Here is a 25523-nt window from a genome sequence, read left to right on the forward strand (position 1 = left end):
CCTTCGCCGATCAGGCCGGAGCGAGTCCGAGTCGGCGGCCGACCAGTCCGCGACCGCGTGCGAGCAGCGAATCGGCCACGGTGCGGATGGCGATGCTCGCCGGATCGTCGGGGTGCTCGAGAACCACTGGCGCGCCGGTGTCACCGCCTGCTCGAAGCGGAACACTCAACGGCACGCTCGCGAGCAGCGGCACAGCGTCGACGTCGGCAGCCGCGCTCAGGCGCCTGGCAACCTCAGCACCCCCACCCTCGCCGAAGAGCGAGAGGATCGAACCGTCGGGTTGGGCGAGCCCAGCCATGTTCTCGATCACGCCGATGACCTTCTGCCCGGTCTGCCGAGCGACGATGCCGCTGCGTTCGGCCACATCGGCAGCTGCGGGCTGCGGGGTCGTGACTACGAGCACCTCGGCGTTCGGCAACAGCTGTCCGAGCGAGATCGCGACATCGCCTGTGCCAGGAGGCAGATCCAGAAGGAGCACGTCGAGGTCACCGAAGTAGACGTCGGTGAGGAACTGGCTGATGGTGCGGTGCAGCATCGGCCCCCGCCAGGCAACGGCCTTCGCCTGGCCGCCAGCTCCCTGCGCTGGGTCGAGGAACATGCCGATGGAAATGACCTTCACGCCGTAGCCGATCGGAGGGAGGATCATGTCTCCCACCTGCGTAGGTGAGGTGATCGTGCCGGCGCGAGACGTCGCATCCGTTAGTCCGAGAAGTCCGGGGATCGAGAAACCGTGCACGTCCGCGTCGACAATCCCGACGCTGAGACCGCGGGAGGCGAGTTCGACAGCGAGATTGGCTGTGAGGGTCGATTTGCCGACGCCGCCCTTGCCGCTCGTGACGGCGTAGACCTTGGTGAGGCTGCCTGGTCCGAACGGCATTTGGCGCGCGGCGCGCGAGCCGCGGAGCGAGTCGGTGAGGGCGCGGCGTTCTTCAGGTGTCATCACGCCGACCGTGATGCTGGTGCTCGTGACGCCGGGCACGCTGGCGACAGCCGCTGCGACATCCCGTTCGATCGCCGTGGCCGCAGGACACCCGACGATGGTGAGTTTGATGGCGACGGCTGCCGCACCGTTCTCGGACACGGCGATGTCGCCGACCATGCCGAGATCGGTGATCGGCTTGCGGATTTCGGGGTCGATGACCGAGCGAAGTGCTGTGGAGATTCGCGACGCGAGGTCAGCGGGAAGCATCGCCCTTGTCCTTGTCGAGCTCTTCGAGGAGCGAACGGAGCTCCTGCCGAATGAAGTCCTTCGAGGCCATGTCCTTCATGGCGAGGCGGAGTGCAACCACCTCTCGGGCGAGGTACTCGGTGTCGTTGAGGTTACGCTCGGAGCGCTGCCGATCCTGCTCGATCTGCACACGGTCACGGTCGTCCTGACGGTTCTGCGCCAGCAGGATGAGCGGAGCGGCGTACGACGCCTGAAGCGACAGGATGAGGGTGAGGGCCGTGAACCCGAGTGCCGCAGAGTCGAACCGGAAATTCTCGGGGCCCCAGGTGTTGTACGCGATCCAGGCCAGGCAGAAGATCGTGAGGCCAGCCAGGAATGCGGGGGTTCCCATGGCGCGGGCGACCCACTCGGTGAATCGGCCGAACCGATCACGGGACTCACGCTTGCGCCCGGGGAGCATTGACGTGCGAAGGCCCTTCGGGGCGTCGAGGCGCACGTCGTTTTTGCGGTTCCTAGCCACGAACGGCCCTCCTTCCCTGTGGTTTGTGCGTCGTTACCGGTTCGTCGTCGTTCTGACTTCGCCAGTCTTCGGGCAACAGGTAGTCGAGGACATCGTCAATTGTCACCACCCCGACGAGTCTGTGTGTGTCGTCGACGACGGGCACGGAAACGAGGTCGTAGCTGGCCAGGATTCGCGACACCTCTGCCGCTGATGCCTTCGCCGTCACGGGGTCAAGGCTCTGATCCATGATGGCGCCGAGTCGCTCGTGCGGCGGGTAGCGCAGCATTCGTTGGAAGTGCACGATGCCGAGGTAACGTCCCGTCGGCGGTTCGTACGGCGGCAGGGTGACGCAGACCGCGGCGCCAAGGGCTGGCGGCAGCTCGGGGCGCCGAATCAGGGCGAGCGCTTCGGCGACGGTGGAGTCTGCGGAGAGGATGACGGGCTCCGTGGTCATGAGGCCGCCAGCGGTGTCCGGGGCGAACGCCAGGAGCATTCGAACGTCTTCGGCTTCCTCTGGCTCCATCAGTTCGAGCAGGTGCTCTCCGCGCTCGAGCGGGAGCTGCGCGATCAGGTCGGCGGCGTCGTCGGGCTGCATCTGGTCGAGCACGTCCGCGGCGCGTTCGTCGCCGAGCTGGGTGAGGATCGAAACCTGGTCGGTCTCAGGCATTTCCTCGAGCGCGTCGGCAACACGGTCGTCCGGGAGTTCTTCGACGACCTCGATCATCCGGTCCTGGGGCAGGTCGAGCAGGGTGTTTGCGAGGTCGGCCGGCTTGAGGTCGGAGTATGTGGCGATGAGCTGTTCGGCCGACTGCGCTTCCGACCCGGTCTGCTTCTCACGAATCTCACGCCAGGTCGCGAACGTTGTTGTTCCCTTGGCGAACGGTGACGGCGACAGCTTGGGTCGACGCACGAAGTACTGGCTCACAGCCCAGGCACCCGGACCAACCTCTTCAATGGCGACATCTTCGATCGTGGCCTCGCCCGAGCCGTCGACGAAGAGCACCTTGCGTCCGAGGAGTTCGGCGATGACCCGCACCTCGCCGCCGCGCTGCTCGAAGCGACGCACGTTGATCAGCCCTGTTGTGATGATCTGGCCTGAGGCGATGGAGGTGACACGACCGATGGAGACAAACACCCGTCGTTTCCCCGGGATTTCGACGATGAGTCCGACGACGCGGGGAGGGTCGTTCTTCCTGTACACAACGAGCACGTCGCGCACCTTGCCCACACGGTCGCCCGCTGGGTCAAAAACTGTGCACCCGGCCAACCGGGCGACGAAAACTCTCGAGCCACTCACCCCTCTAACTTAGTGCCGATCGCTGATAACGGCTGGGAAGCGGGCGAAGCGGATGCTCCGGGGCTGGGTTGCGAGCCATACCGGTGTGAGAATGGATGAGTGAGTAACCCACAGCAGCGCCGAGGCGCAGACAAGTACCCGTTCGAGGCAATGATCCCGCGCGGTGAAACCGTCGCAAGCTTTGAGAGCTACAAGCAGGCGCAAAGCGCCGTCGACACCCTGGCCCAGGCTGACTTCCCGGTCAAGCAGATCTCGATCGTCGGGGACGGGCTGAAGAGTGTCGAGCGTGTCACCGGTCGTCTGAGCTACGGACGTACCGCCGGAGCCGGTGCGTTGAGCGGCGCGTGGCTCGGCCTGTTCTTCGGACTCCTGCTCATCATCATCAACCCGGCAGCGAACATCACCTTCGTTGGTGCGGCCGTGCTGATTGGTGCCGCGTTCGGCATGATGTTCTCCGTGGTCTCCTACGCTTTGAACCGCCGCCGTCGTGACTTCACCTCGGTGATGCAGGTCATCGCAACGAGCTACGCGGTGACCGTCGCGCCTGAGCTCGCGAACCGGGCGCGCAACCTTCTCGACGCATCGCCGCAGCAGCAGCAACAGCAGCAGTAGCCGCGTTTCGAATGACGAAATGCCCCGCCTTTCGGCGGGGCATTTCGTGTTTCGTGCTCTCGTTATGCCTGGAGGCCGGCGATCCATGCCTCGACGTCGTCCGCTGTGCGGGGGATGTTCACTGAGAGATTCTCCGCTCCGGTCGCTGTGACGAGAATGTCGTCCTCGATCCGGACGCCGATTCCGCGGAACTCCTCAGGAACGCTGAGGTCGTCCGGCTGGAAGTAGAGACCGGGCTCGATGGTGAACACCATTCCCTCCTTCACCTCGCCGTCGTGGTACATCTCACGGCGCGCCTGGGCGCAATCGTGAACGTCGAGTCCGAGGTGGTGGCTCGTTCCGTGCACCATGTAACGGCGGTGGAATTGTTTGGACGGATCCAGTGACTCTTCAGCGCTGACAGGAAGCATGCCCCACGCAGCAGTGTGTTTTGCGATGACCTTCATGGCCTCAGCGTGCACATCGCGGAAGATGATCCCGGGGCGGACGATAGCGAACGCGGCATCCGCCGCTTCACGGACGGCCTCGTAGACGGCGCGCTGCACGTCGGTGAAGCGTCCGTTTGACGGCAGGGTGCGGGTGATGTCGGCCGTGTACAGGCTGTCCACCTCTACGCCGGCGTCGAGGAGCATGAGATCTCCGGGTACGACGGGGCCGTCGTTGCGGGTCCAGTGCAGGATGCAGGCGTGTGGTCCTGACGCCGCGATGGTGTCGTAGCCGACAGCGTTCCCGTCGAGTCGAGCCCGGGTGTAAAAGACACCCTCGACTGCCCGCTCTCCGCGCTCATGTGCTGTGATTCGAGGGAAGTCGGCGATGACGTCGGAGAAGCCGCGGGCTGTCGCGTCGACCGCTCGGCGGATCTGCTCGATCTCGTAGTCGTCTTTCACGAGTCGCATCTCGGAGAGGAAAGTCGACAGTTCGTCGTCCTCGCCAACTGTGGTGTCGGCATCCGTCGTCTGGAAATTCTCAAGCGGCGCCGTGTGAATGCTCAGGTCGGCGGCCACCTGCGCCAGCGAGGGGCGCGGCCCGATCCAGAACTCGCCGATCGCCGGGTTGGCGTAAAACTCGTTCGACGTGCGGTCGGCGCGTTCGCGGAAGTACACGGTGGCATCGTGGCCGTCGGCGTTTGGCTCGAGCACAAGCATCGAATCCGGCTCGCTGTCCGCACCCCAGGCGGTGAGGTAGACGAAAGCGGAATGAGCACGGAATGGGTAGTCGGTGTCGTTCGACCGCTGTTTCAGTGATCCGGCGGGAACAACAACACGCTTGCCAGCGAACGCGGCTGACACAGCTGCGCGGCGCCGGGCGGCGAATGAAGCCTGCTCGCGCGGCTCGGGGAGTTCGTCGACGCGGTCTGCCCAGTTGGAGCCGATGTACTCCTGGAACTCGGTTGATGCCGGCGTTGTTGAGCGGTTCGAGGTACCCCTCGTCTCTTCGCTCGGTGTTTCTTCGCTCGCCGGTGCGACGCCGGTGGCGGATTCGGTGGTTTCGCTCTGCATCCTCCCATTGTCCACCCGTCTGGGAGTAGTGGCGAGGTCGGCCGGTCAGCCCGCAGCGGGCGAAGGGCTGAGTTGCACGAGAACGGGGCGGTGGTCGCTCCCGGTCCCGTCGGTCTCTGTGGCGACGCGCATGCCGGTCACAGTCCAGTCCGGCGTCGCCATGACGTGGTCAATAGGCGCGCCGAGAAGAGCGGGGATTTTGCTCGGCCAGGTGCCGACAGCACCGTTGCCGGATGCGCGCCCGGCATCGGCACATTGGCCGAGTGTTGCGTCGTCGGCACTTTCGAGACCGATCATGTTGTCGACCGTCGCGTTGAAGTCGCCGGCCATGATCACGCTGCCTGACGCACACTGCCCGGCCAGCCAGGCCAGGTCGTCACGCCAGTTTGCCATCTGGCCGTCAATCGGAGCGACAGCGTGGGCGGCAACGATGGTCGGACCATCGCCGTCGATGGGCTTCACGATGACGGTCGGAAGGACCTTGGTGTTCTCGTTTCGTTCCTCGTTGCTTGTGACTTTCATGTAGTCGCCGAGTGTGGGGCTGACGAGCACTGTTGTTGAGCGCGCGGGAGAGATCTGGTCGAACCACTCGGTGTGGACCCACATCGGGCGGCCGGCATCACGCATCGCTTCGGCGATCTCGATGCCCGTTTCCTGGGTGGTCTCCGGAAGGGAGATCACGTCGGCCTCCGCGTCGACGGCGAGTTGGGCGACGGCCGCAGAACCAGGCGCGTCGCCCAGGGTGTTCCAGCTCAGCACGGTGATCGAGCCGGCACTCTTTTCGGCGAACTCGGTGTTTCCGAAGCCACGGTCGCTGAGAACGATGCCGTTGGCGACGACGAAGAGACCGAGGAGAATCGCCATCGTCCCTGCGAAGGCTCGAAGCGGTTTGACCAGCGCCAGCAGGATAAACACCACAACGGCACCAGCGGCAATGGCCGTCACGAGTGAACGCATGCTGAGGATCTGGGCGAGAATCCACGTGGTCTGAAAGTCGAACAGAGCCGGCCAGGTAATGATAAGAAGCAGAACAGCGACCGCAATGGTCACGACGGCGCCGAGAAACTTGAGCATTGTCAGGCCACACTACCGATATCAGCCGACATGGCGCTGGGAGGCCGGTGTCAGGGGCGTGTCGCGCTGAGCCATACACTGGCTCTATGTCAGGGGATACGTTGTTCCGCGGGCCGAGCGACCTGCACACTCACTCACGAGTGTCGGATGGCACGGAATCACCCTCCCGACTGGTTCGCGAAGCGGCAGCGGCTGGACTCGGCGTTGTCGCGCTCACCGACCATGACTCAACGGCGGGCTGGCATGAAGCCGCCGGAGAAGCGCAGAAGCAGAACATCACCTTCCTCCCCGGGATGGAGTTCAGCACGCGCTACGGCTACAAAAGTGTTCACTTGCTCGCCTACCTCTTCGATCCGCTCTCGGCTGAACTCGTCGCCGAGACCGCGCGCATCCGCGAGTCGCGGCTCAAGCGGGCCGAGTCGATTGTTCGGCGTATCGGTGTCGACTACGCGCTCGACTGGGATGACGTGTTGGCCCAGACGACACCCGGTGCGACCGTTGGCCGGCCGCACATCGCCGACGCGCTGGTTGCGCGCGGCCATGTGCCGACGCGCAGCGAGGCGTTCACGGGCATCCTTCACCCCCGCAACGGCTACTACCTGCCGCACTACGCACCAGACCCGCTGCTCGCTGTGACGCTGGTGCGACGTGCGGGGGGAGTGCCGGTCATCGCGCATCCCGCGACTCGCGGTCGCGACGCCATGATCGACGAGCAGCACCTCGCAAAGCTGGTCGACGCCGGGCTGTTCGGGCTCGAGATCGACCATCGCGAAAACACCGATGACGGCAAGGTGCGACTGCGCGAGCTTGCGAAGAAGTTCGGGCTCGTGCTCACCGGTTCCAGCGACTACCACGGAGCTGGCAAGCCGAATCGACTGGGCGAGAATACGACGACGGATGCTGTCGTGCAGGCCATCATCGCCGAAGGCACCGGTTCTCAACCGGTTTACCCTCCCGAGCTGTAGGTCGTCTCTCGTTCTCGACGCTGCTTGGTCGATAACGGCGGCGTTTCTCGGATTTTTGCCGCCGCCTGCGACCACGCACGGGCCGACTCGCCATATGTGACCGTGCCCGTTTGATCAACGGGCACAGGGAACGGCGCAGGCCCGCCGGACAACTGTCGGATAGCCCTGCGTCAGGAATGCTCTGCCTGGGCGGTGAGCCCGCCCCTGGTGCGTGTTTCGAAGGCCAGAGAGATGTGGGAGAGGTGCTCGCGCGCGATGACCGCCGTGAGTGTTCGATCCTTCAGGGCCGCTCCTACCGCGTAGACATGGGGGTCCGTGTTGATGCACATGCCAGGCACGTCGACCCCGTCGACGCGGACGGCGGCAGCCTCGATGTGCCGCTCGGTCACCGGAGAATCCAGCTCGCCGGGGATGCCACCGGTCACTCGCAGCTCGCGGAAGCTGTTTGTCAGGATGTTGTTGACATGCTCAACCAGTGTGGTCTCTGGCGTCTGCCAGTCATCTCGTGATGCTCGCGTGGTCATGACCGCCTCCCACAGTGTGGGGTACCGCATGAGCTCGCGCTGTTCCATCATCCAGGCAGGTGGGGGCCTGACAGGATCAGCATCAAGCGACGCACGGACCGAATCACTGAGATCGGCGAGATTGGCACCGTCGTTGCGATCATGAGGATTTCGCCAGAGCGTGTAGGAGATGGCGACCGTGTCGAAGGTCATGGGGCCACCGTTATACGATGACCCGGTCGTGGTCGGGATCCTCTGCTCCTGCAGCGAAGGTTGCTGAACAAACGCCATCACTGGGACCCCGAAAAGCGCGGCGACTTCGTCGATCAATCGTGGCGCGGGAAAGTCGTCAGGACCGCGATCGGAGAAGTGCATGTCCACAACATACAGAGGCGGGACCGGGAAGCGCTTCACAATGTTCGGGTCTAGCGCCGTCGAGCGAGCATAGACGGCTCCCCTGGAGCTCTGAAGGCTTACGGCGGTGGACGCGCCGTTCGACAGCGAGCAACAGAGAACGGCGAAGGCCCGCCGGACAACTGTCGGACGGGCCTCTGCTGAGCGTGCGGACGGTTCTACTCCGGGCGGTTGGTGCGGCGGCGAGTGCGCGTGCGGCGACGCGGCGCGCTGTTGCCGTCGTGGTGCTCGGGGCCCTGGCCGTCGTGTGTTCCTGCCGCAACAACGGGCGCTTCGTCGGTAGCGGCTGCAGCGGGTGCGGTCCGTGTGCGACCACGGCCGCGCGAGGAGTCACGCGAACCGCCCTCGCGGGGAGCGCGGCCTCCGTCACGGGAGCCACCGTCGCGCGAACCGCTCTCGCGGGCACCACGACTAGGAGCCGCGACAAGAGAGGTCGGGCGAAGGCGCCCCTTGGTGCCCTCAGGAATGTCGAGGTCTTCGAACAGGTGCGGGCTCGACGAGTACGTCTCTGTCGGCTCGGGCTGGCCGAAGTCCAGCGCCTTGTTGATGAGCGCCCACTTGTGCAGGTCGTCCCAGTCGACGAAGGTGACCGCAATGCCGGTCTTGCCCGCACGGCCGGTGCGTCCGACGCGGTGCAGGTATGTCTTCTCGTCTTCCGGGATGGTGTGGTTGATCACGTGTGTGACGTCGTTGACGTCGATTCCGCGAGCAGCGACATCCGTTGCAATAAGAACGTCCTTTTTACCTGCCTTGAATGCGGCCATCGCACGCTCGCGCTGCTCCTGGCCGAGGTCTCCGTGAACGGCTGCGGCGTTGAAGCCCCGGTCGTTCAGTTCCTCGACGAGCTTCGCGGCCGCCCGCTTGGTGCGGGTGAAGATGACGGTCTTGCCGCGCCCGTTGGACTGCAGGATGCGGGCGATGACCTCGTCCTTGTCCATGTTGTGCGCGCGGTAGACGAGGTGCTTGATGTTCGCCTGGGTGAGGCCCTCATCGGGGTCAGAGGCGCGGATGTGGATGGGCTTCGACATGAACCGGCGAGCGAGGGCGACGATCGGGCCGGGCATGGTCGCCGAGAACAACATGGTGTGGCGGGTTGGAGGAGTTTTAGAGAAGAGCTTCTCGATGTCAGCCAGGAAGCCGAGGTCGAGCATCTTGTCTGCCTCGTCGAGCACCATTTCACGCACGTTCGACAGGTCGAGCAGACGCTGGTTGTTGAGGTCGATAAGGCGGCCGGGGGTTCCGACGACAACCTGCGCGCCGGCCTTGAGCTGCTCGATCTGGCCCTCGTATGCCTTGCCACCGTAGATGGAGACGATCTTCGTCGGGCGGTTGCCAGCGGCGAGCTCGATGTCTTCGGTGACCTGAACACAGAGTTCACGGGTCGGGACGACGATCAGCGCGACGACGCCGGGAGCCGGGTCGTTGCCGATGCGCTGAAGGAGGGGGAGACCGAAGCCGAAGGTCTTGCCGGTTCCCGTCTTCGCCTGGCCGATGATGTCCTGGCCGTCGAGGGCGAGGGGAATGGTCTGTTCCTGGATGGGGAAGGGCGCGAGGATGCCCTTTGCCGCGAGGGCGTCAGCCATGTCCTGGTCGACGCCGAGATCAGTAAAGTTCACTTTTATAGTTGCCTGTTCATGCATAAAGGAGGTCTACGCCCTGCATGTTCTCCCAGGCGTAGGGTCCCGATCCGATGCCGGGACATTCCCACCCTACCTGAGCACCTATGCTGGACCCGTGGTTTCATGGTTTCGATCTCCCCGGCCGCGTACGCCGATGCCTCGCCTCCGGCCACGATCGAGCCAGGTCGTGTCGACGAAAGTGGACTTCGCTGAGCTCGCGCCAGACACCTCGAGCTACCTCGGGCTCGTCGCTTACCTGCAGCTCGGCTTCTTCCAATCCATCTCCATGGTCTCGGCGATCAGCGAGCTGGCAGCGAAGGAGACACTCTCAACGGCTGCCGGCTTCGCGCTCGCCAAGCACTCAGGTCTGGTCGCTGAGATCCGTCGTCGTGGCGATGACCCGACCGAGATCATGGCGCCCTATGTCTCGAGAGTTGACGACTTCCTTACGCTGACGCGCGGAGCATCCGTCAATGAAAATCTCCTGAGTATCTACATCACGCAGGGTTTCCTCGACGACTTTTTCATTCGCCTGTCCGACGGTCTGCCTCATGACCAAGGTGCGCGGTATGCGAGCCTGCTCGGAGCCGATTCGGGCTCGGCCGGGATCGTTTCTCTCTTGACGGATGCCATCGGCGTAGACCCGAAACGCGCTCACTTTCTTGCCATGTGCGGCAGGCGGCTTCTCGGTGACACGCTCCTGCTCGCGCAGTCAGCCCTGGTGCTCGATGGGCACAGCGAATCGGAGGACGCGCGTATTGAGCCCGTCTTCACCGAACTGATCGCGACGCACACCCGGCGGATGGACGCGCTCGGTCTCACGGCTTGATTGCGGCGCCAAACGGCGCTGAAACGAGTGGGGCTGAAAACAAAGAGGGGCCGGACGCTTGCGCGCCCAGCCCCTCTTTGCTTGTGAAGCTTCTTAGCCGCCGAGGGCGATCAGTCGCTTAGTGTCTGACGTCGCTCGTGCGCGACCAAGTGCGAGGGCCACGATCGTCGAGATGACGGCTGACGCCACCAGGGTGATGACCCAAATCCAACCGCCGTCCCACGCCCAGCCGAGCCAGGTCAGGCCGAGCCAGACGACGCCGGCTGCGATCCCGCCGACAGCGGGGACCACGGCGATGCCGTGTGTGTCACGCTGCGGAACGAGGTACCTGGCCGCCGTTCCGATCGCGAGACCGAACAGCATGACGAAGAGGAGTTCCACGGGACGCTAACCGACGAATCCGATGCGGCGAGTTTCTTCGCTGCCGATTTCCACGTATGCGAGGCCAGCGGTCGGGACGATGTACATCTTTCCCTTGTCATCGCTGACGGTGAAGTAGCTCTTGCCTGAGTCGAGTGCATCTGCGATGAGCTTCTCGATCTCGGCCGTTGACTGGGATGACTCGAAGCTGAGTTCACGACCGCTGTTCGTAATACCGATACGGATTTCCACTTGGCAGCACCTTTCGTTGCGTTACGCCCAACATTACGGCAGATGATCGACGCCACTCGACTCGGAAACACTCGCCGAGAGCGAACAGGGCGGCGCTGCGTCGTGGCGATGTCGGCGGTCGGACATAGCGTGGGTTTCGTGGCTATTCGGGGATTTCAGGTCGAGCGTGATGCGAGCTCCGTTGCCGACCTCGTACAGCTCGACGAATCGCAACGAGCCGTCCTCGCGCTCGAGTACTCGGCGTCTGCTGCCGTCTCGGGTGCACCAGGAAGCGGAAAGACCACGACCGTCGTCGAGCTGGTTGCCGATCGCATACTCCACAGGGAATACAGCCCAGCCGAGGTTCTCGTCCTCGCTCCGAATCGTCGCGCCGCAGCTCGGCTTCGTGACCGCCTCGCTCTTCGTGTCGGTGTCCCGACGCCGGGCCCGCTTGCCCGCACGCTGAGCTCCGTCGCCTTCTCGATCGTCGGTGCCCGAGCGGCCCTCGAGGGTTATGACCCGCCCCGGTTGCTGACCGGCGCCGAGCAAGACACCGTGATCGCTGAACTGCTGGCCGGACACGAGCTGGACGGCACCGGGCCAGCGTGGCCCGACCCGCTGGTGGCCGAGGTGCGCAGGCTGAAGGGTTTTCGAACCGAGCTGCGCGAACTGATGATGCGCACCGTGGAGGCCGGGCTTCGCCCCGCCTCACTCGAACGCCTCGGTGCTCGGTATGACCGTGAGGAATGGATCGCGGCCGCGCGTTTCATCGACGAGTACGAGCGGGTCGTTGACAGTTTCGGTACCGGATACCTCGACTCTGCCGAGCTGATCGCCCAGGCGACGGCCGAGCTCCGGCGCGGATTCGGACTGGAGGGCATTCGGCTCATCGTCGTCGATGACCTGCAGGAGCAGGGGACAAGCGCGCTCACGCTTCTGGGTGTTCTGGCGAGGCGTGGCGTCGCGGTAGTCGCCTTCGGCGACCCAGACGTCGCTGCCACAACCTTCCGCGGCTCGGATCCCGCTGCCCTCGGTTCACTCGGCACGACGCTGGGGGTCCCGGTGACACCCCTCACCCTGGGCACGGTCTATCGGCACGGGCCAGGTCTGCGCACCGTCGTCCAGCAGATCACCACGAGGGTCGGTGCAGCCGGAACCGTTGCCCACCGCTCAGCGCCCGCCGCGGAGACGGAAGGCGCGGAAATCGACGAAGCCGTGATTCCGCCCGTGCTCCGCGTCGAAGCAACGTCGACGGCTGCCGAGCACCAGGCGATCGCTCGGGTCCTGCGCGAACATCACCTGTTCAACGACATCCCATGGCAGAAAATGGCGATCATTGTTCGTTCAGGGGCGACGATCCCACAACTGTCCCGGTCGCTTGCTCTGGCCGAAGTTCCCACGTCGACTCCGGCTGGAGGACGCAACATTCGCTCGGAGTTCGCATCTGGTCAGCTCATCGACGCTGTTGCGCTCGCGCTCGGCCGGATGGAACCAGAAGTCGACCTGCTCACGAGGTTGATCACCGGCCCCCTCTGTGGACTCGACCCGGTCGCTCTTCGGCGCGTTCGGCTCGCCCTTCGCCATGAAGAGATCGCGGGCGGCGGAAACCGCTCGGGCGACGAGTTGCTCGTCGACGCCATGGCCCAAGCCGGACGCTTCGCCACCATCGACTCGGCCGCTGCACGCTCGGTCGGGCGATTCGCGACAACGCTCGCCGAAGCGACAACCGCTGGCGCCGCCGGCGCGAGCGTCGAAGAGTTGTTCTGGATGTTCTGGGAGCGCAGCGGACTCGCCCAGATCTGGTCGGCCCAGGCGTTCGGCTCCGGCCTCGCCGCCGATGAGGCCAATCGTCACCTCGACAGCGTGATGGCGTTGTTCACCGCCGCCAAACGGTTTGTCGAGCGCAACCCATCCGAACCGGCTGGGCGCTTCATTGACGAGGTGCTCGCGTCCGAGGTCCCGGAAGACTCGCTCACCCCTCAGGCCGCAAGCGACGCCGTCTTCATCGGCACTCCGAGCGGTGTCGTCGGATCAGAGTTCGACATTGTTGTTCTGGCTGGCTTGCAGGACGGTGCCTGGCCAAACCCCCAGGTGCGAGGCACACTGCTCTACCCGCAGCAGCTCAGCCAGGTGGTCGCCGGGCTTCCTGTGGCAGACCTCGACGCCCGTGCCGAGGTGCTGAGTGACGAACTGCGAATGTTCGCGCTCGCCGTGTCTCGGGCACGCCATCAGGTTGTGCTGAGCGCCGTGGTGAATGACGACGAACAACCGTCAGCGTTCCTTCGTTTCCCGGCCATTCGCAGTAGCGAGGTTCGGCAGGCGGCCAGCTCACGGCATCCGTTGTCCCTTAGGGGCATGGTCGGTGTCCTCCGCAGGCGACTCGTCACGACAGGGGACGCGACCGCCGCGCATGCCCTGGCACGGCTCGCAGCCGAGGGTGTTCCCGGTGCCGACCCGAACGACTGGTACGGACTGCTCGACCCATCGACAACCGAACCGCTCGTTGACCTCAGTGACCCGGATGCGCGAGTGTCCGTCTCGCCGTCCAAACTCGAGACCTTCGAGAAGTCACCGCTCGCCTGGTTCATCGACACGATGGCAGCGGCACCCTCGGGTCTCGCCGCCGGCATCGGAACCGTTGTGCACGCCGCCATGGAGCACGCCGGGCACATCCCAGCGGCGGAACTCACCGCGGCCGATGTGAGCGTCGAAGCGCTGTGGAAACAGATTGACGCCCACTGGTCAGAGTTGTACTTCGAATCGCCGTGGCTCGCCGAGCGGCAGCGCCGCACAACGCACAAGCTCGTCGAGGGCCTGAGCCAGTACCTCACCGACTTCCTGGCGGCCGGCAGCCAGACGGTGAGCGCTGAGGGCACCTTCGCAGTCGAACTCGGACAGGTGAAACTGTCAGGAAAAATCGACAGGGTCGAACGGATGCCTAATGGCGACGTTGTGATCGTTGACCTCAAGACAGGCAAGAATGCGCCGACCAAGTCCCAGGTGGCGGACAATCCGCAACTCGGCGGATACCAGCTCGCTCTCGCGGCCGACGCCATCGAGGGAACTTCCGCCGAGGACTCGTCGGGCGGTGCTGCCTTGCTTTATGTCTCCGGTGGCGCCAGGGGCAAGTCCTACAAAGTGCTCGCGCAAGAGGCGATGACCGCCGAACAGCGCGCGGAATTCGCCGATCGGGTGGTGCGCGCCGGGCAGGGAATGGCCGCCGCCGAGTTCCTCGGAGTGCAGGACCTCGACGAACGAGACCCGAAAGCAGGCTTCATGTATCGCATCCACCTCGTCGCGGCGGTGTCCGCATGACCGCCGCTTACTCGGCGCGCGAGATCGCTGTGCTCCTCGACCTGCCTCAACCGACAGACGAGCAGGTCGCCGTGATCGAAGCGCCGCTCGCGCCAGCCCTTGTCGTCGCCGGCGCTGGCAGCGGTAAAACCGAGACAATGGCCAACCGCATCGTCTGGTTGTTGGCCAACGGCTACCTGCGTGTGCCCGAAATCCTCGGCCTGACCTTCACCCGCAAAGCCGCTGGTGAACTCGCCACCCGGGTGCGCGAACGGATCGGCCAGCTCCAGGACAAAATCGCCGAAACCGACGACGCCGTTGACATCGACGTGCTGGAAGCGCCGTCCATCGCGACGTACAACTCGTTCGCCAGCAGCCTCTTCCGTGAATACGCGCGCCTGATCGGTCGCGAGCCCGACCAGACGGTCATCACCGAGGCGTCGGCCTGGCGCCTGGCCCGTTCGATCGTCGTGGGAAGCACCGACGACCGCCTCCCCGCTCTCGACAAGAGCGTCGACCAGATCACGGCGGCCGTAATCTCGTTGAGCCATGCCCTGAGCGACAACGATATTTCCTCTCGAACGGATGCCATTCGGCACTTCTCCGAGGAATTCCACCTGATTGCATCCCTCGACATTCACGACGGCACGCGGTCAAAGCGGACGCCGTTTGCCTCGGTCACTGACGCCGTTCGAGACGTTGACGCGCTCGGCGTTCTGCTCGACCTCGCCGAAAGGTTCGCTGAAGAAAAGCAGCGCCGTGGATACATGGAGTTCAGCGACCAGGTCGCGCTGGCGCTCGAAATCTGCCGCCGAGTGCCCCGCGTGATCGAGGAGTATCGGTCCCGGTTCAAGGTGGTCATCCTCGATGAGTACCAGGACACCGCCGTCGTCCAGACCGACCTGTTGGCGATGCTGTTCGGCGGGCACGCCGTGATGGCCGTCGGCGACCCCAACCAGTCGATTTACGGCTGGCGGGGTGCATCAAGCGCGAACCTCGCCCGTTTCTCGGAGGACTTCGGCCGTACCGAGGGGGCATCCACCTTCGCGCTCTCCACAAGCTGGCGCAACGCAGCGCGTGTCCTCGACGCGGCCAACGCCATAGTTGCACCGCTGCCCGTCTCCGCATCGGTCCCGGTTCAGCGCCTCACCTCACCGCCCTGGGCCGGCAACGGCGATGTTCGGGTACTCTTCCCCGAGACCGTCACAGACGAAGCCGACGTTGTGGCCGGGTGGCTCTCCGCCGAACTGGCGAGGCCCGCGGCCAACGGATCGAAAAGATCTGCCGCGATGCTCTGTCGATCGCTCAAAAACGTCACAGCGTTCACCGACGCGCTGTCCCGCCACCAGGTGCCCTTCCACATCCTCGGCGTCGCAGGCCTGCTCGAGCAGCCGGTCATCGTCGATCTCGTCTCTGCCCTCCGGGTGCTGAACGACCCGACGGCCGGCAGTGAACTCATCCGCCTGCTCACCGGCGCGCGCTGGCGCATCGGAGCAAAAGACATCCAGGCGCTCAGCTCGCTGGCCCGCTGGCTGGCCGACCGCGACCTGTCCCAGCAGCCGATCCCAGACGAGGTCAAGCAGAAACTTTTCGAATCGGCGTCCTCCGATGACGGGAAGTCCATCGTTGATGCCCTCGATTTCCTTCAGAATGCCCCGGCCAGCCACAAAGCTCTGCAGCAGTTCAGCGAGACCGGCCTCGAGCGGATGCGCACAGCGTCCCGCCAGCTCACCGCGCTCCGGCGCCGCTCAGGGCTCGACCTCTACGACCTCGTCAACCTCGTGGTTCAAGAGTTCCTGCTTGACGTCGAGGTCGCGGCGAACGATCACTCACCGCTCGGCCAGCCGAGCCTCGACGAGTTCACCGAGCAGATCTCCTCCTACCTCTCGATCGACGAGAACGGGTCGCTCGGTTCATTCCTGTCCTGGCTGGCCGATGCCGAGCAGCGCGAGAACCTCAGCCCGCGCGGCGAAGATCCTGAGCCAGGAACCGTCCAGATTCTCACCATCCATGGTTCTAAAGGACTCGAGTGGGACAGCGTCGTTGTCCCGCGCATGGTCGCTGGCGAGCTCCCTTCGCCGTTGCGCAGCAAGCGCGGTTGGACGGCGTTCGGCGAACTCCCATTCGAGTTTCGGGGCGACCGGCACGAACTTCCGACCTTCGCCTGGCGCGGAGCGGCCACCCAGGCCGACGTCGACGACGCGTACGCACAGTTCGGCGCCGACCTCGAGGCCAGAAACGACGCCGAACAGAGGCGGCTCGCCTACGTTGCCGTCACCCGTGCCAAGGACGCGCTGCTTGTCACTGGGTCGTTCTGGTCGTCCCAAAAGCAACCGCGTGGTCCCGGATCGTTCCTGCGCGAGATCGTCGACGCGGTACCCGGCTGTTGCGAAGACCTCCCTGAGACTCCGCAGGCGGAGGAGAACCCGCTGGCCGCCGACGAGAAGTTCGTGGTCTGGCCGCTGAATCCGCTCGGAGGTCGCGCCGACGCAGTGCACGCGGCAGCAGCCGCCGTTCGTGAGGCAGATGCCGCCGCCGAAACGCCCTGGTCCGGAGACATCGATCTGCTGCTGGCCGAACGCCGGCGCCGCATGCACGCCGAGGAGTACGTGGCCATGCCCGACCGCGTCCCCGCCTCCCGTTTCAAGGACTTTGTGACGGATGCCGCGGGGCTGGCTGCCAGGTTACGTCGCCCCATCCCTGAGAAGCCCTACCGGCAGACCCGCCTGGGTACGCTCTTCCACAGCTGGGTCGAGCAGCGGTCGGGAATCGCCGGTGGCCAGGAGAGCCTCGACGCTGAGCGGTTCGAACTCGACCTCGATCCCGACGCGGATTCGCCCTCAACCGATGGCACGCTCATGCCGGTCGAGCAGCAGGAACTCGAAGCGCTTCAGGCTCTGCAGCGAACCTTTGAACTCTCGGAGTGGGCTGACCTCAAACCGATCGACGTCGAACGTGAGATCAATTTCGTGCTTGAGGGGCAGATCATCATCTGCAAGCTCGACGCCGTTTATGAACGGGACGGCCGATTCCAGATCGTCGACTGGAAGACAGGGCGAGCGCCAAAAAGCGCAACCGAGCTCGACGAACGCCAGTTTCAGCTCGCGCTTTACCGGCAGGCATACGCCGAGTGGAAGGGAGTCGACCCCGAACTCATCGACGCCGTTTTCTATTACGTCGCCGACGACCTCGTCCTGCGCCCCGAGAACCTCTACTCGGCGGAGGAGCTGGGGCGGCGCTGGGTCAACGGTGTGATCTCGCCGGACTCGGCTGCTTCAAGTGTGGAGAAGTCCAGCTCAGCGGTGTAGGCATCCGTCGACGATGTGTCGGTTGACCGCGCGTCAGTTGACCGAGCGTCGGTTGACCGAGCGTTCGTTGACGGTGCGTCCATTGACGAGTGCGAATCGCGGGACTCACCGCTGGCACCGTCCGCGGCCCTGGCCGCGGCGGCAGCTCTCTCCGCACCGGCGTTACCAACACTGGCTTTCTCAACACCGACGAGGTCTATGGGACCGGTCTCGATGGCATCCGTGTTCGACAGTCTCGATTTCTCGTCGTTGCGCGGGCGACCGTTCGAGTCTTCGGCAGCGAGTGCCTCTTCGAGCTCGGACCTGTCGTAACTGTCGGTCTCCATGGCGATACCGCTCGACTGAGCTGCGGACGTCCCACGGGTCTGCGGGGTGCGAGAGAGCATCTCTTCAACGTCGGCAACCGCCATGATCGGCCCGGTCTGCGGGGACAGCGGGTGCATCAGGTCACCGAGCACGTGGTCGACGAGTCCATCCAGCAGCGAGACAGCGTCGTCGATGACCTGCTGGTCGCGGGTGTCAACGCCGTGAAGGAGCCAGCGCGCGAGTTCGAGCTCAGCGTGAAGCATCGACCGCTGGCTGACCAAACGGTCGGGGTGCCGAGCGGCGCTGAGGCGGTACGCGGCAAGCACGCTGTCTGCGGCATCACCTGCGCCGCTCAGCCAGTGCAGGTCGCGGGCGGGGTCTCCGACACGCAGGGAACCCCAGCCGATGACGCCCGTGACGATGGGGCCGACCTCGTGGTCGGTGATGACAAACGACTCGGCGTTGAGCGATCCGTTGATGACCGTCGGCTGGAACTGCCACAGAGCCTCGTCAGCCGCAGCGTCGGTCCATCGCTGCTTGACAGCGGCGGGGAGCAGCCGGGTCGCCGACGAGCGCTCGATGATGTTGCGCGCCTCGGTACGGCAGTCCGCTGCGGTCAGCGAGGGCAGTCCCACCTCGGCAACGAACGAACCGGGAAGAGAGTGGATCGCGGCGATGGCTGCACCGATCGAGCTGGCAACACCGTCGCCGGCGGGAATGTTCGCCGCTTCGACGTTGTAGCCGGGGAGGTAGTCGTAGACCACAGCGCGAGTGCCGCGAACGGACACCTGGCCCTTCACGTTTGGCACCTCGAACGGAAGCCTGCTGCGGATTCCCGCCGTCATGGCCTGAAGCGCGATGAGCTCGACGGACTGGTCGCTCGCCGACTGCTCGTTGGCTGGAACACGGATGACCAGCTCACGATCGTCAGCCGTGCGGAGCAGCGCCGAATCAAAGTCGCCGGTCTGGCCGTGACCGAACGGGCCGCTGCCGACGAGCTGCAGGTCCGCGACAGCTGAAGTTGCCAACGCGGCTAGAGTTAGATGCGATCTGGCCATGGCATCTAGGTTAGGTCGCCGAGCGGGGTGGCAGCCACACGCCACGCCCTTCAGAACCGGAGTGTATGTCGTTGATTCCTGCTGCGCTAGCCAATCTTCCCCTGACGCCAAGCGCCGTAGACCGCGACGCTGACCTGCGGGAGCGCTCGGAACTCTTCGCCGAACTGGCCGCCGATCACAGCACCCGGCTGCTCGTGCTGTGGCGAGGACGCATGCTGCTCGACGGCGACAACCTTCGTCTGTTCCCGGCCGACAGTCCAACCGGCGAATCAACGCTCGCCTACCTGGGCAAGACGATTTCCGATGCAGCCTCTCTTCCCGCTGGCACCCGAGTTGTACTGGTGGTCGCCACCGATGAGGTAGCGACAGCGCTCGAACCCGACGATGAGAAATGGATCACCTTCCGCTCGGCAGCTCCGCTGCTCAGCGAACCGTTCTCGAGCCTCGGAATCGAGGCCGTCGCGCTCTCGAACTGGCACCTCAGTTCCGGCTTCTGCCCGCGCTGTGGTTCAGCGACCGAGTCCGAAAGCGCCGGCTGGGCACGCCGCTGCACCCAGTGCAACAACCAGATCTTCCCTCGCACAGACCCCGCCATCATCGTGCTAGTCCTCGACGACGATGACCGGTTGCTGCTGGGCTCGAACATCCTCTGGCCCGAGGGCCGGTACTCGCTGCTCGCCGGTTTCGTCGAAGCGGGTGAATCACTCGAGCAGGCCGTTGTGCGCGAGATCCACGAGGAGTCGGGACTTCACGTCGACACCCCGCAGTACCTCGGGTCGCAGGCCTGGCCTTTCCCTCGGTCGATCATGCTGGGTTTCTCAGCGCGCGTCGCACCCGAGCAGAACCCGGCGGGAATCCAGCCGGACGGTCTCGAGATCGTCGATCTGCGCTGGCTGAGCCGTGACGACCTCCGCGCAGAAGCGGGAACACTGCTTCTCCCCGGATCGACATCCATCGCCCGCGCGCTCATCGAGCACTGGCTCGCCGCCGACGGCGGCCCGAGCCTCGACGAAGCAGCCCGCGCGGCCACAACCGGACCCACTCCGGAGCCAGCCAGACCGCAGACCGACCAGATCACTGACGCCGACTCCGGTACCGAAACGCAAACGACCGACCCCGCCGAGACATCGGGAGCGGGAACCGCGCGATGACGACATCCGTCACCGAACCATCAGCACTCCTCGCCGGGCTCGACGATGACCAGAAGGTTGCCGCCGAAGCCCTGCGCGGACCGGTGTGCATTCTGGCCGGAGCTGGAACAGGGAAGACCCGCGCCATCACCCACCGGATTGCCTACGGGGTCGCGACAGGGACCTATGCGGCCAATCGGGTAATGGCACTGACCTTCACCAACCGTGCCGCGGCCGAACTCCGCGGACGCCTTCGCCACCTCGGTGCCGGATCCGTTCATGCCCGCACGTTCCACGCGGCGGCGCTCAGCCAGTTGAACTACTTCTGGCCGCACACGGTCGGTGGAACCATGCCGGCGCTCATCAACAGCAAGGGTCGCATGCTCGGGCACGCGGCCGAGCGGCTGCGGCTCAAACTCGACACGGCAACCCTGCGAGACGTTGCCGCGGAGGTGGAGTGGCGTAAGGTCTCCGGACTGAGCGTCGAACAGTACGCTGCCGCCGGACGCCAGCCCCCACAGGCGCTCACCGTCGACCAGGTCGCCGCTATGCAGCAGGCGTATGAGGACCTCAAGGACGAGCGCAAGCAGCTGGACTTTGAGGACGTGCTCCTCGCCTGCGCCGGAATGATCGAAACCGAACCCGCCGTGGCCATGCAGGTGCACGAGCAGTACCGGTTCTTCGTTGTCGATGAATACCAGGACGTCTCGCCTCTCCAACAGCAGTTGCTCGACCTCTGGATCGGCGACCGCAACGACATCTGCGTCGTCGGAGACGCCAGCCAGACCATCTACTCCTTCGCGGGCGCAAAGAGTGACTATCTCCTCGACTTCCCGTCGAGACACGCGGATGCCACTGTCGTGCGTCTCGAACACAACTATCGGTCGACGCCGCACATCGTTGATACCGCCAACCGATTGATGCGCGGACGAACGGGCGCACTCACGCTTCAGGCCCACCGGTCCGCCGAGTCGCAGCCCGCCCCTGAGATCACCGCTTACCCACACGACCAGGCCGAAGCTCGAGCGATAGCCCAGTCTGTGCTCCAGCAGATCGGTTCGGGGGTCAAGCCGGAGAACATTGCAATTCTCTACCGAATCAACGTTCAGTCGGCTGCCATCGAAACGGCGCTCAGCGACGTCGGTGTGCCATACCTCCTTCGGGGCAGCAAGCGGTTCTTCGAACTGCCCGAGGTGCGCCAGGCCATCCTGACCCTTCGTGGGGCCTCAGTCTCGGTGATGGATGAGCCCCTGTTCAAGTCAGTATCGGACGTGCTCCGCTCGCTCGGCTGGACCCACACGGCACCCGAGACAGCCGGCGCCGTTCGCGACAGGTGGGAGTCGCTCAACGCCATCATGGGCCTCGTCGACCAGATGCCGCCGGGGACCACCTTCCGCCAGTTCACCGATGAACTGCTCGAGCGCCAGGCCGGGCAGCACGAGCCGACGGTATCAGCTGTGACCCTCGCAACACTGCACTCCGCCAAGGGGCTCGAGTGGGACGTTGTCTACCTCCCAGGGCTCAGCGAGGGCCTCGTGCCGATCAGTTACGCGAAAACGTTTGAGCAGATCGACGAGGAACGGCGACTGCTCTATGTCGGCATCACCCGGGCGCGATCGCGGCTGTTCCTGTCGTGGGGGGAGCAGCCAGGCCGCGGTACCCAGCCGAGGGAGCGCTCCCGTTTCCTGACAGAGATCGGCATCCGCAATCCGGGTGTTGCCGGTGCTCGACGCGGCGCCCAGACGGCGAGTGCGCGTCGAAACTGACGCTCGAGAACGTCAACTCGGACTTCGCCCCGGCGAGGTGTGCCTCCGCTACCCGAGCCGCGAGCCCGGCTACTGTGCTGACCAGCGGCTCGCGTTCAGAAGCTGCACCCTGACCGAGCAGTTGTGAGGCGATGGCCGGCCACGCCGCGTCGTGTTCAGCTGCCTGCCTGGCGAGGCAGTGCAGGCACGGGCCGGCGCCCGGTTCCACCAGCGGCCCGACCCGAGCTCCGGTGTCCGTATAAATGACGGCCAGATGCGGGATGTCGCGGCTCAGCCACCGAATATACCGACGCGGGTCGATGACATGGTTGGCGACAAGAATGGCGAGGGTGATATTGGCCGCCCCCGTCGACCCGCGCGGGGTGGGCTCGGTGCCGGTCAAAAGCGAGGCGATGCGGTCGGCTGTGAGTCCTGAACCGTCGACCACCCAGCCGAGTGCCTTCCGCTTGGTGGGCTCGGAAACGAGTGCGGGGGAGATCCGCTCGAGGAAGGTCGCAAGCTCTTCTGACTCAAGGCCCAGGCGTGACGCCAACCGCTCGAGTTGAGGTCGGCTGATGCCCGCCATCAGGGCACCGATTACCTGCTCGAGCGGTCGGCTTACGTTCGACAGTGTCGCGACCGGGGTCTCCGCACCGATCTGCAGCGACGTCGTATCGCGCCAGACGACCGGGTAGCGCGGATCGAGTCGGAGGAGCATGCAGGACATCCTGCCGCAGCGGCGCACCGCCCGGGAAAGTTATCCACAGAGGTGCGGGCGCTGCAGTGGGGCATCGCGACGAGGGGCCACCGCGACGCGGGACCACCGTGGCTCGTGCACCGAAGTGGTTCACCGCGGCACGGGCGCCGTCGCGACCGACGTTTCCCCAGGGCTTGAGGCTCGATGAACCTTAGACGCTCGGCGGGGTTTCGTCGCTCGATCCGCTCGATCGGTCGTCCTCGCCTCGCAGCAGATCCGCGAGCGCAGTGTCGAACTCGTCCGGCTCGGGAACGTCACCACGAGCGCGAGCCTCGAGACGCTCGATCAGCGACGTCGGATCATCGATGTCGTCAGCGGACGGGATCAGGTCAGGGTGTGACCAGAGGGTGTCCCGCTGTTCGTTACCGACAGCATCCGTCACCTTTTGCCACATCGCCGCAGCCTCACGCAACCGACGCGGGCGCAGCTCGAGGCCGACGAGGGTGGAAAACGCCGACTCGGCGGGCCCTCCCGTGGCGCGGCGCCGTTTGACGGTCTCCGCGACGGCGTCGGACTTCGGCAGCCGCGAGGTTGCTGAACCGGTCACGACATCAACCCAGCCCTCGACAAGAGCGAGCGTCGTTTCCAGGCGAGCGAGAGTGGCGAGCTGCGCATCTGTCTTCGGCGGAATGAGCGAGCCATCAACCATCGCCTGGCGCAGCTCTTCCGGGTTCGCCGGGTCGAAACTGTCAGCGAGACCCTCGAGTCGCTCGGTATCAATACGGATGCCACGGGCGAACTCAGTTATGGACGAGATCAGGTGCAGTCGCAGCCAGCGTGCGTGCCGGAAGAGCCGCGCATGCGCGAGTTCACGCACCGCGAGATAAATCTGAACCTGGTCGTCGGGAATGTCGAGTCCCTCACCGAACGCCGAAACGCTCTGGGGGAGGAGCGCGGCCTGGTTGTCTTCGAGGAGGGGAATGCCGATGTCGCCACCGGAGACGGCCTCCTTCGACAGCTGGCCGACGACCTGACCGAGCTGCATGGCGAAGAGCGCGCCACCGATGCTGCGCAGCAGGCTGCTTGCACCCTGCACCATGCTCTGCATCTCTTCGGGCGCCTGCTCGCTCAGAACGCGGGTCAGCGCGTCGGAAATGCTGGTCGCGACTGGTTCGGCGAGCTGGGTCCACACCGGCATTGTTGCCCGAACCCACTCGCCACGTGTCATCAGTTTCGGAACACTCGTGAGTTCGGTGATCTGTGTCACATCGTCAAGCCAGAGAGCTGCGATGTGGAAAGCCTGGTCGAGCTGTGCGCGCTGCTCGGGTGACGTCGGAACGGCGCTTGCCGTCGCGATCTGAACGGCCTGGTCTGTCGCGACCTGCCAGTTGATTCCACCGTCGCTCGCTCCGCGCATGGCGTTCTGTAACTGGCCGAGCATGGCCTGGATGCTGGCCGGGTCAGCGGGAAGGCCAGCGGCACCAGCCAGCTGGCTCGGATCCACTCCGCCTTTCCCGGACAGGAAATCCCGCAGCATGTCACGGAACTCGTCCTCGGGATTGTTGTCAGGTACGTCGGGCACTGAGGCCACCTTTCAGACATCGTGCGGTTGCTCGATCTACGCTAGTGCGTGAACCTCTGAGTTTCGCGTGGCTTCCGCTTGCCGGTGTCCGCCAGCCGCGAACAGCATGAAAGGCCGCAGTGACTCTCTTTCCTCCATCGCCATCGGACACCGACGAGCAGTACCCGGCGACCCCGGCCGAGCTTGCGCAGCTCGAACGTGCCAGGAAGCGCTCGAAACGTGGCTGGCTTGCGCTTGGCCTGTCTTTCGTCATTCTGCTTGTACTTGCGTTGTGGCCAACCTCCTATGTGATCCAGCAGCCGGGTCCGGTGTTCAACACGCTCGGCTCCGTCGAGATTGAGGACAAGGAGGTGCCGATGATCACGGTGGATGGTGCGGAAACCTTCGAGACCGGTGGCGCGCTTGACATGCTCACCGTTCAGGCCGTGGGCAACCCTGACCAGCGTCCGAACTGGTTCGAGATCAGCCTCGCCTGGCTGAACCCGAGCAAGACAGTGGTCCCACTTGAGGCGATCTTCCCCGTCGGCGAGACCACCGAGCAGCGGGACGCCGAAAACGCAGCCTTGATGGTCGACTCCCAGCAGGATGCCGTCGCCGCCGCGCTCACAACCCTCGGGTACGAGTTCCCGGCTCAACTCACGGTCGGCCAGGTCGCCGAGGACACGCCAGCCGATGGGGAGCTCAAGGTGGAGGACGAACTCGTCAGCGTCAACGGCACGACCGTCACTGACCTGGCGTCCCTCCGAAAGGAGATCGCGGCGAACGGGACCGAATCAGCCGCCGCGTTCGGCATTGTCCGTGGGGGAGTGCCCATGAACATCCCGATCACCCCAACGCCTGCGACCGCTGCGGACGGAACGGAGACTGGCATCATCGGGATCGCCACGAAGATGGTCTACGACTTCCCGATTGACGTCACTATCCAGCTCGACAACGTTGGCGGGCCCAGCGCCGGCATGATGTTCGCGCTCGGAATCATGGACAAACTGACCGAGGGTGAACTCAACGGCGGATCCCATGTCGCCGGAACCGGGACCATCGATGCCGAAGGAAACGTCGGAGCCATCGGCGGCATCCGTCAGAAACTGTTTGGTGCACGGGATGCCGGCGCGAAGTACTTCCTTGCGCCCGAGACGAACTGCAACGAGGTCGTCGGTCACGTTCCAGACGGCATCCGTGTGTTTAGCGTCGCGACCCTCGACCAGGCTGCGACCGTCCTCGACGCAATTTCGAGCGATTCCGGGTTCGAGGCGCTGCCTACCTGTGAGTGAGCGGTGACCACGCTGGGAGCAGCCGGGGGGACTGAAACTCCCCAATAGACTGGAATTCC

The 25523-nt window shown here is 64.9% G+C and carries 19 protein-coding genes and 1 pseudogene; 8 read left to right on the forward strand and 12 right to left on the reverse strand.

Annotated features, from left to right (window positions below):
- Positions 1–10: 10 nt before the first annotated feature.
- From D9V28_RS02325 to D9V28_RS02335, 3 genes are read right to left on the reverse strand one after another with little or no spacing between them, the layout of a single operon-like run.
- Complete coding sequence (locus tag D9V28_RS02325) at positions 11–1189, reverse strand: P-loop NTPase (protein WP_121658091.1); 1179 nt, start codon at positions 1187–1189, stop codon at positions 11–13.
- Positions 1176–1628, reverse strand: a complete 453-nt coding sequence (locus D9V28_RS02330; RefSeq protein WP_121658857.1) for a DUF1003 domain-containing protein — start codon at positions 1626–1628, stop codon at positions 1176–1178. The genes D9V28_RS02325 and D9V28_RS02330 overlap by 14 nt, the downstream gene beginning before the upstream one ends.
- A gap of 52 nt (positions 1629–1680) precedes the next feature.
- On the reverse strand, positions 1681–2967 hold the full coding sequence (locus tag D9V28_RS02335; protein WP_121658092.1) for a magnesium transporter MgtE N-terminal domain-containing protein: 1287 nt from the start codon (positions 2965–2967) through the stop codon (positions 1681–1683).
- A 99-nt stretch (positions 2968–3066) separates the two neighbouring features.
- Here D9V28_RS02335 and D9V28_RS02340 point away from each other — a divergent pair, with 99 nt between their 5' ends.
- Entirely contained in the window at positions 3067–3579 is a 513-nt protein-coding gene (locus D9V28_RS02340) for a YflT domain-containing protein (RefSeq protein ID WP_229727686.1), read from the forward strand.
- Between the two features lie 62 nt (positions 3580–3641).
- On the opposite strand, the gene D9V28_RS02345 is transcribed toward D9V28_RS02340, so the two are convergent.
- Together D9V28_RS02345 and D9V28_RS02350 are read right to left on the reverse strand one after the other, a co-directional pair.
- Entirely contained in the window at positions 3642–5078 is a 1437-nt protein-coding gene (locus D9V28_RS02345) for an aminopeptidase P family protein (RefSeq protein WP_121658094.1), read from the reverse strand.
- 45 nt (positions 5079–5123) lie between these two features.
- Entirely contained in the window at positions 5124–6152 is a 1029-nt protein-coding gene (locus D9V28_RS02350) for an endonuclease/exonuclease/phosphatase family protein (protein ID WP_121658095.1), read from the reverse strand.
- 86 nt (positions 6153–6238) lie between these two features.
- Between D9V28_RS02350 and D9V28_RS02355 the strand changes: the two genes are divergently transcribed.
- Entirely contained in the window at positions 6239–7117 is an 879-nt protein-coding gene (locus D9V28_RS02355) for a PHP domain-containing protein (RefSeq protein WP_121658096.1), read from the forward strand.
- A gap of 170 nt (positions 7118–7287) precedes the next feature.
- Here D9V28_RS02355 and D9V28_RS02360 read toward each other — a convergent pair whose 3' ends face one another.
- Both D9V28_RS02360 and D9V28_RS02365 read right to left on the reverse strand, forming a co-directional pair.
- The gene (locus tag D9V28_RS02360; protein ID WP_147440894.1) at positions 7288–7833 is read right to left on the reverse strand and encodes a hypothetical protein; all 546 of its coding nucleotides are present in this window, start codon (positions 7831–7833) and stop codon (positions 7288–7290) included.
- Between the two features lie 359 nt (positions 7834–8192).
- Complete coding sequence (locus D9V28_RS02365; protein ID WP_443093940.1) at positions 8193–9674, reverse strand: DEAD/DEAH box helicase; 1482 nt, start codon at positions 9672–9674, stop codon at positions 8193–8195.
- Between the two features lie 166 nt (positions 9675–9840).
- Here D9V28_RS02365 and D9V28_RS02370 point away from each other — a divergent pair, with 166 nt between their 5' ends.
- Positions 9841–10482 carry a ferritin-like fold-containing protein gene (locus D9V28_RS02370; RefSeq protein WP_229727687.1) on the forward strand — a complete coding sequence of 214 codons (642 nt, stop codon included), beginning with the start codon at positions 9841–9843 and terminating at the stop codon, positions 10480–10482.
- 93 nt (positions 10483–10575) lie between these two features.
- Here D9V28_RS02370 and D9V28_RS02375 read toward each other — a convergent pair whose 3' ends face one another.
- Positions 10576–10863, reverse strand: coding sequence for a hypothetical protein (locus D9V28_RS02375; RefSeq protein ID WP_121658100.1), 288 nt, complete (start codon positions 10861–10863; stop codon positions 10576–10578).
- A 6-nt stretch (positions 10864–10869) separates the two neighbouring features.
- Positions 10870–11094 carry a DUF3107 domain-containing protein gene (locus D9V28_RS02380; protein WP_121658101.1) on the reverse strand — a complete coding sequence of 75 codons (225 nt, stop codon included), beginning with the start codon at positions 11092–11094 and terminating at the stop codon, positions 10870–10872.
- A gap of 138 nt (positions 11095–11232) precedes the next feature.
- On the opposite strand from D9V28_RS02380, the gene D9V28_RS02385 reads away from it, so the two are divergent.
- Both D9V28_RS02385 and D9V28_RS02390 read left to right on the forward strand, forming a co-directional pair.
- The gene (locus tag D9V28_RS02385) at positions 11233–14388 is read left to right on the forward strand and encodes a UrvD/REP family ATP-dependent DNA helicase (protein ID WP_121658858.1); all 3156 of its coding nucleotides are present in this window, start codon (positions 11233–11235) and stop codon (positions 14386–14388) included.
- Positions 14385–17675 carry an ATP-dependent helicase gene (locus D9V28_RS02390; RefSeq protein WP_121658102.1) on the forward strand — a complete coding sequence of 1097 codons (3291 nt, stop codon included), beginning with the start codon at positions 14385–14387 and terminating at the stop codon, positions 17673–17675. Before D9V28_RS02385 ends, D9V28_RS02390 begins: the two co-directional genes overlap by 4 nt.
- Here the strand turns inward: D9V28_RS02390 and D9V28_RS02395 are convergent.
- The gene (locus D9V28_RS02395) at positions 17579–19009 is read right to left on the reverse strand and encodes a phosphotransferase (RefSeq protein WP_229727688.1); all 1431 of its coding nucleotides are present in this window, start codon (positions 19007–19009) and stop codon (positions 17579–17581) included. The two genes, D9V28_RS02390 and D9V28_RS02395, sit on opposite strands and share 97 nt — an antisense overlap.
- Before the next feature lie 95 nt (positions 19010–19104).
- On the opposite strand from D9V28_RS02395, the gene nudC reads away from it, so the two are divergent.
- Together nudC and D9V28_RS02405 are read left to right on the forward strand one after the other, a co-directional pair.
- The gene (nudC, locus tag D9V28_RS02400; RefSeq protein ID WP_121658104.1) at positions 19105–20190 is read left to right on the forward strand and encodes an NAD(+) diphosphatase; all 1086 of its coding nucleotides are present in this window, start codon (positions 19105–19107) and stop codon (positions 20188–20190) included.
- A complete protein-coding gene (locus D9V28_RS02405; RefSeq protein ID WP_121658105.1) occupies positions 20187–21935 on the forward strand; it encodes an ATP-dependent helicase in 1749 nt (582 codons plus the stop codon). The genes nudC and D9V28_RS02405 overlap by 4 nt, the downstream gene beginning before the upstream one ends.
- On the opposite strand, the pseudogene D9V28_RS16195 reads toward D9V28_RS02405, so the two are convergent.
- Positions 21919–22641: pseudogene (locus tag D9V28_RS16195) on the reverse strand (TOMM precursor leader peptide-binding protein); the annotation flags it as partial. The gene D9V28_RS02405 and the pseudogene D9V28_RS16195 overlap by 17 nt on opposite strands.
- Before the next feature lie 181 nt (positions 22642–22822).
- Positions 22823–24193 carry a zinc-dependent metalloprotease gene (locus tag D9V28_RS02415; protein WP_371869984.1) on the reverse strand — a complete coding sequence of 457 codons (1371 nt, stop codon included), beginning with the start codon at positions 24191–24193 and terminating at the stop codon, positions 22823–22825.
- A gap of 119 nt (positions 24194–24312) precedes the next feature.
- Here D9V28_RS02415 and D9V28_RS02420 point away from each other — a divergent pair, with 119 nt between their 5' ends.
- Positions 24313–25464, forward strand: coding sequence for a YlbL family protein (locus D9V28_RS02420; RefSeq protein WP_121658107.1), 1152 nt, complete (start codon positions 24313–24315; stop codon positions 25462–25464).
- Positions 25465–25523 lie beyond the last annotated feature (59 nt).

This window comes from Mycetocola zhadangensis (genome assembly GCF_003668565.1).
Classification (GTDB): domain Bacteria; phylum Actinomycetota; class Actinomycetes; order Actinomycetales; family Microbacteriaceae; genus Mycetocola_A; species Mycetocola_A zhadangensis.

Bases quoted from the DNA above. Each gene is read 5' to 3' on its own strand.
- D9V28_RS02390 (WP_121658102.1), top strand. From the start codon at position 14,385: ATGACCGCCGCTTACTCGGCGCGCGAGATCGCTGTGCTCCTCGACCTG.
- D9V28_RS02345 (WP_121658094.1), bottom strand. From the start codon at position 5,078: ATGCAGAGCGAAACCACCGAATCCGCCACCGGCGTCGCACCGGCGAGC.
- D9V28_RS02365 (WP_443093940.1), bottom strand. From the start codon at position 9,674: ATGCATGAACAGGCAACTATAAAAGTGAACTTTACTGATCTCGGCGTC.
- D9V28_RS02405 (WP_121658105.1), top strand. From the start codon at position 20,187: ATGACGACATCCGTCACCGAACCATCAGCACTCCTCGCCGGGCTCGAC.
- D9V28_RS02350 (WP_121658095.1), bottom strand. From the start codon at position 6,152: ATGCTCAAGTTTCTCGGCGCCGTCGTGACCATTGCGGTCGCTGTTCTG.
- D9V28_RS02330 (WP_121658857.1), bottom strand. From the start codon at position 1,628: ATGCTCCCCGGGCGCAAGCGTGAGTCCCGTGATCGGTTCGGCCGATTC.
- D9V28_RS02325 (WP_121658091.1), bottom strand. From the start codon at position 1,189: ATGCTTCCCGCTGACCTCGCGTCGCGAATCTCCACAGCACTTCGCTCG.
- D9V28_RS02355 (WP_121658096.1), top strand. From the start codon at position 6,239: ATGTCAGGGGATACGTTGTTCCGCGGGCCGAGCGACCTGCACACTCAC.
- nudC (WP_121658104.1), top strand. From the start codon at position 19,105: ATGTCGTTGATTCCTGCTGCGCTAGCCAATCTTCCCCTGACGCCAAGC.
- D9V28_RS02360 (WP_147440894.1), bottom strand. From the start codon at position 7,833: ATGACCTTCGACACGGTCGCCATCTCCTACACGCTCTGGCGAAATCCT.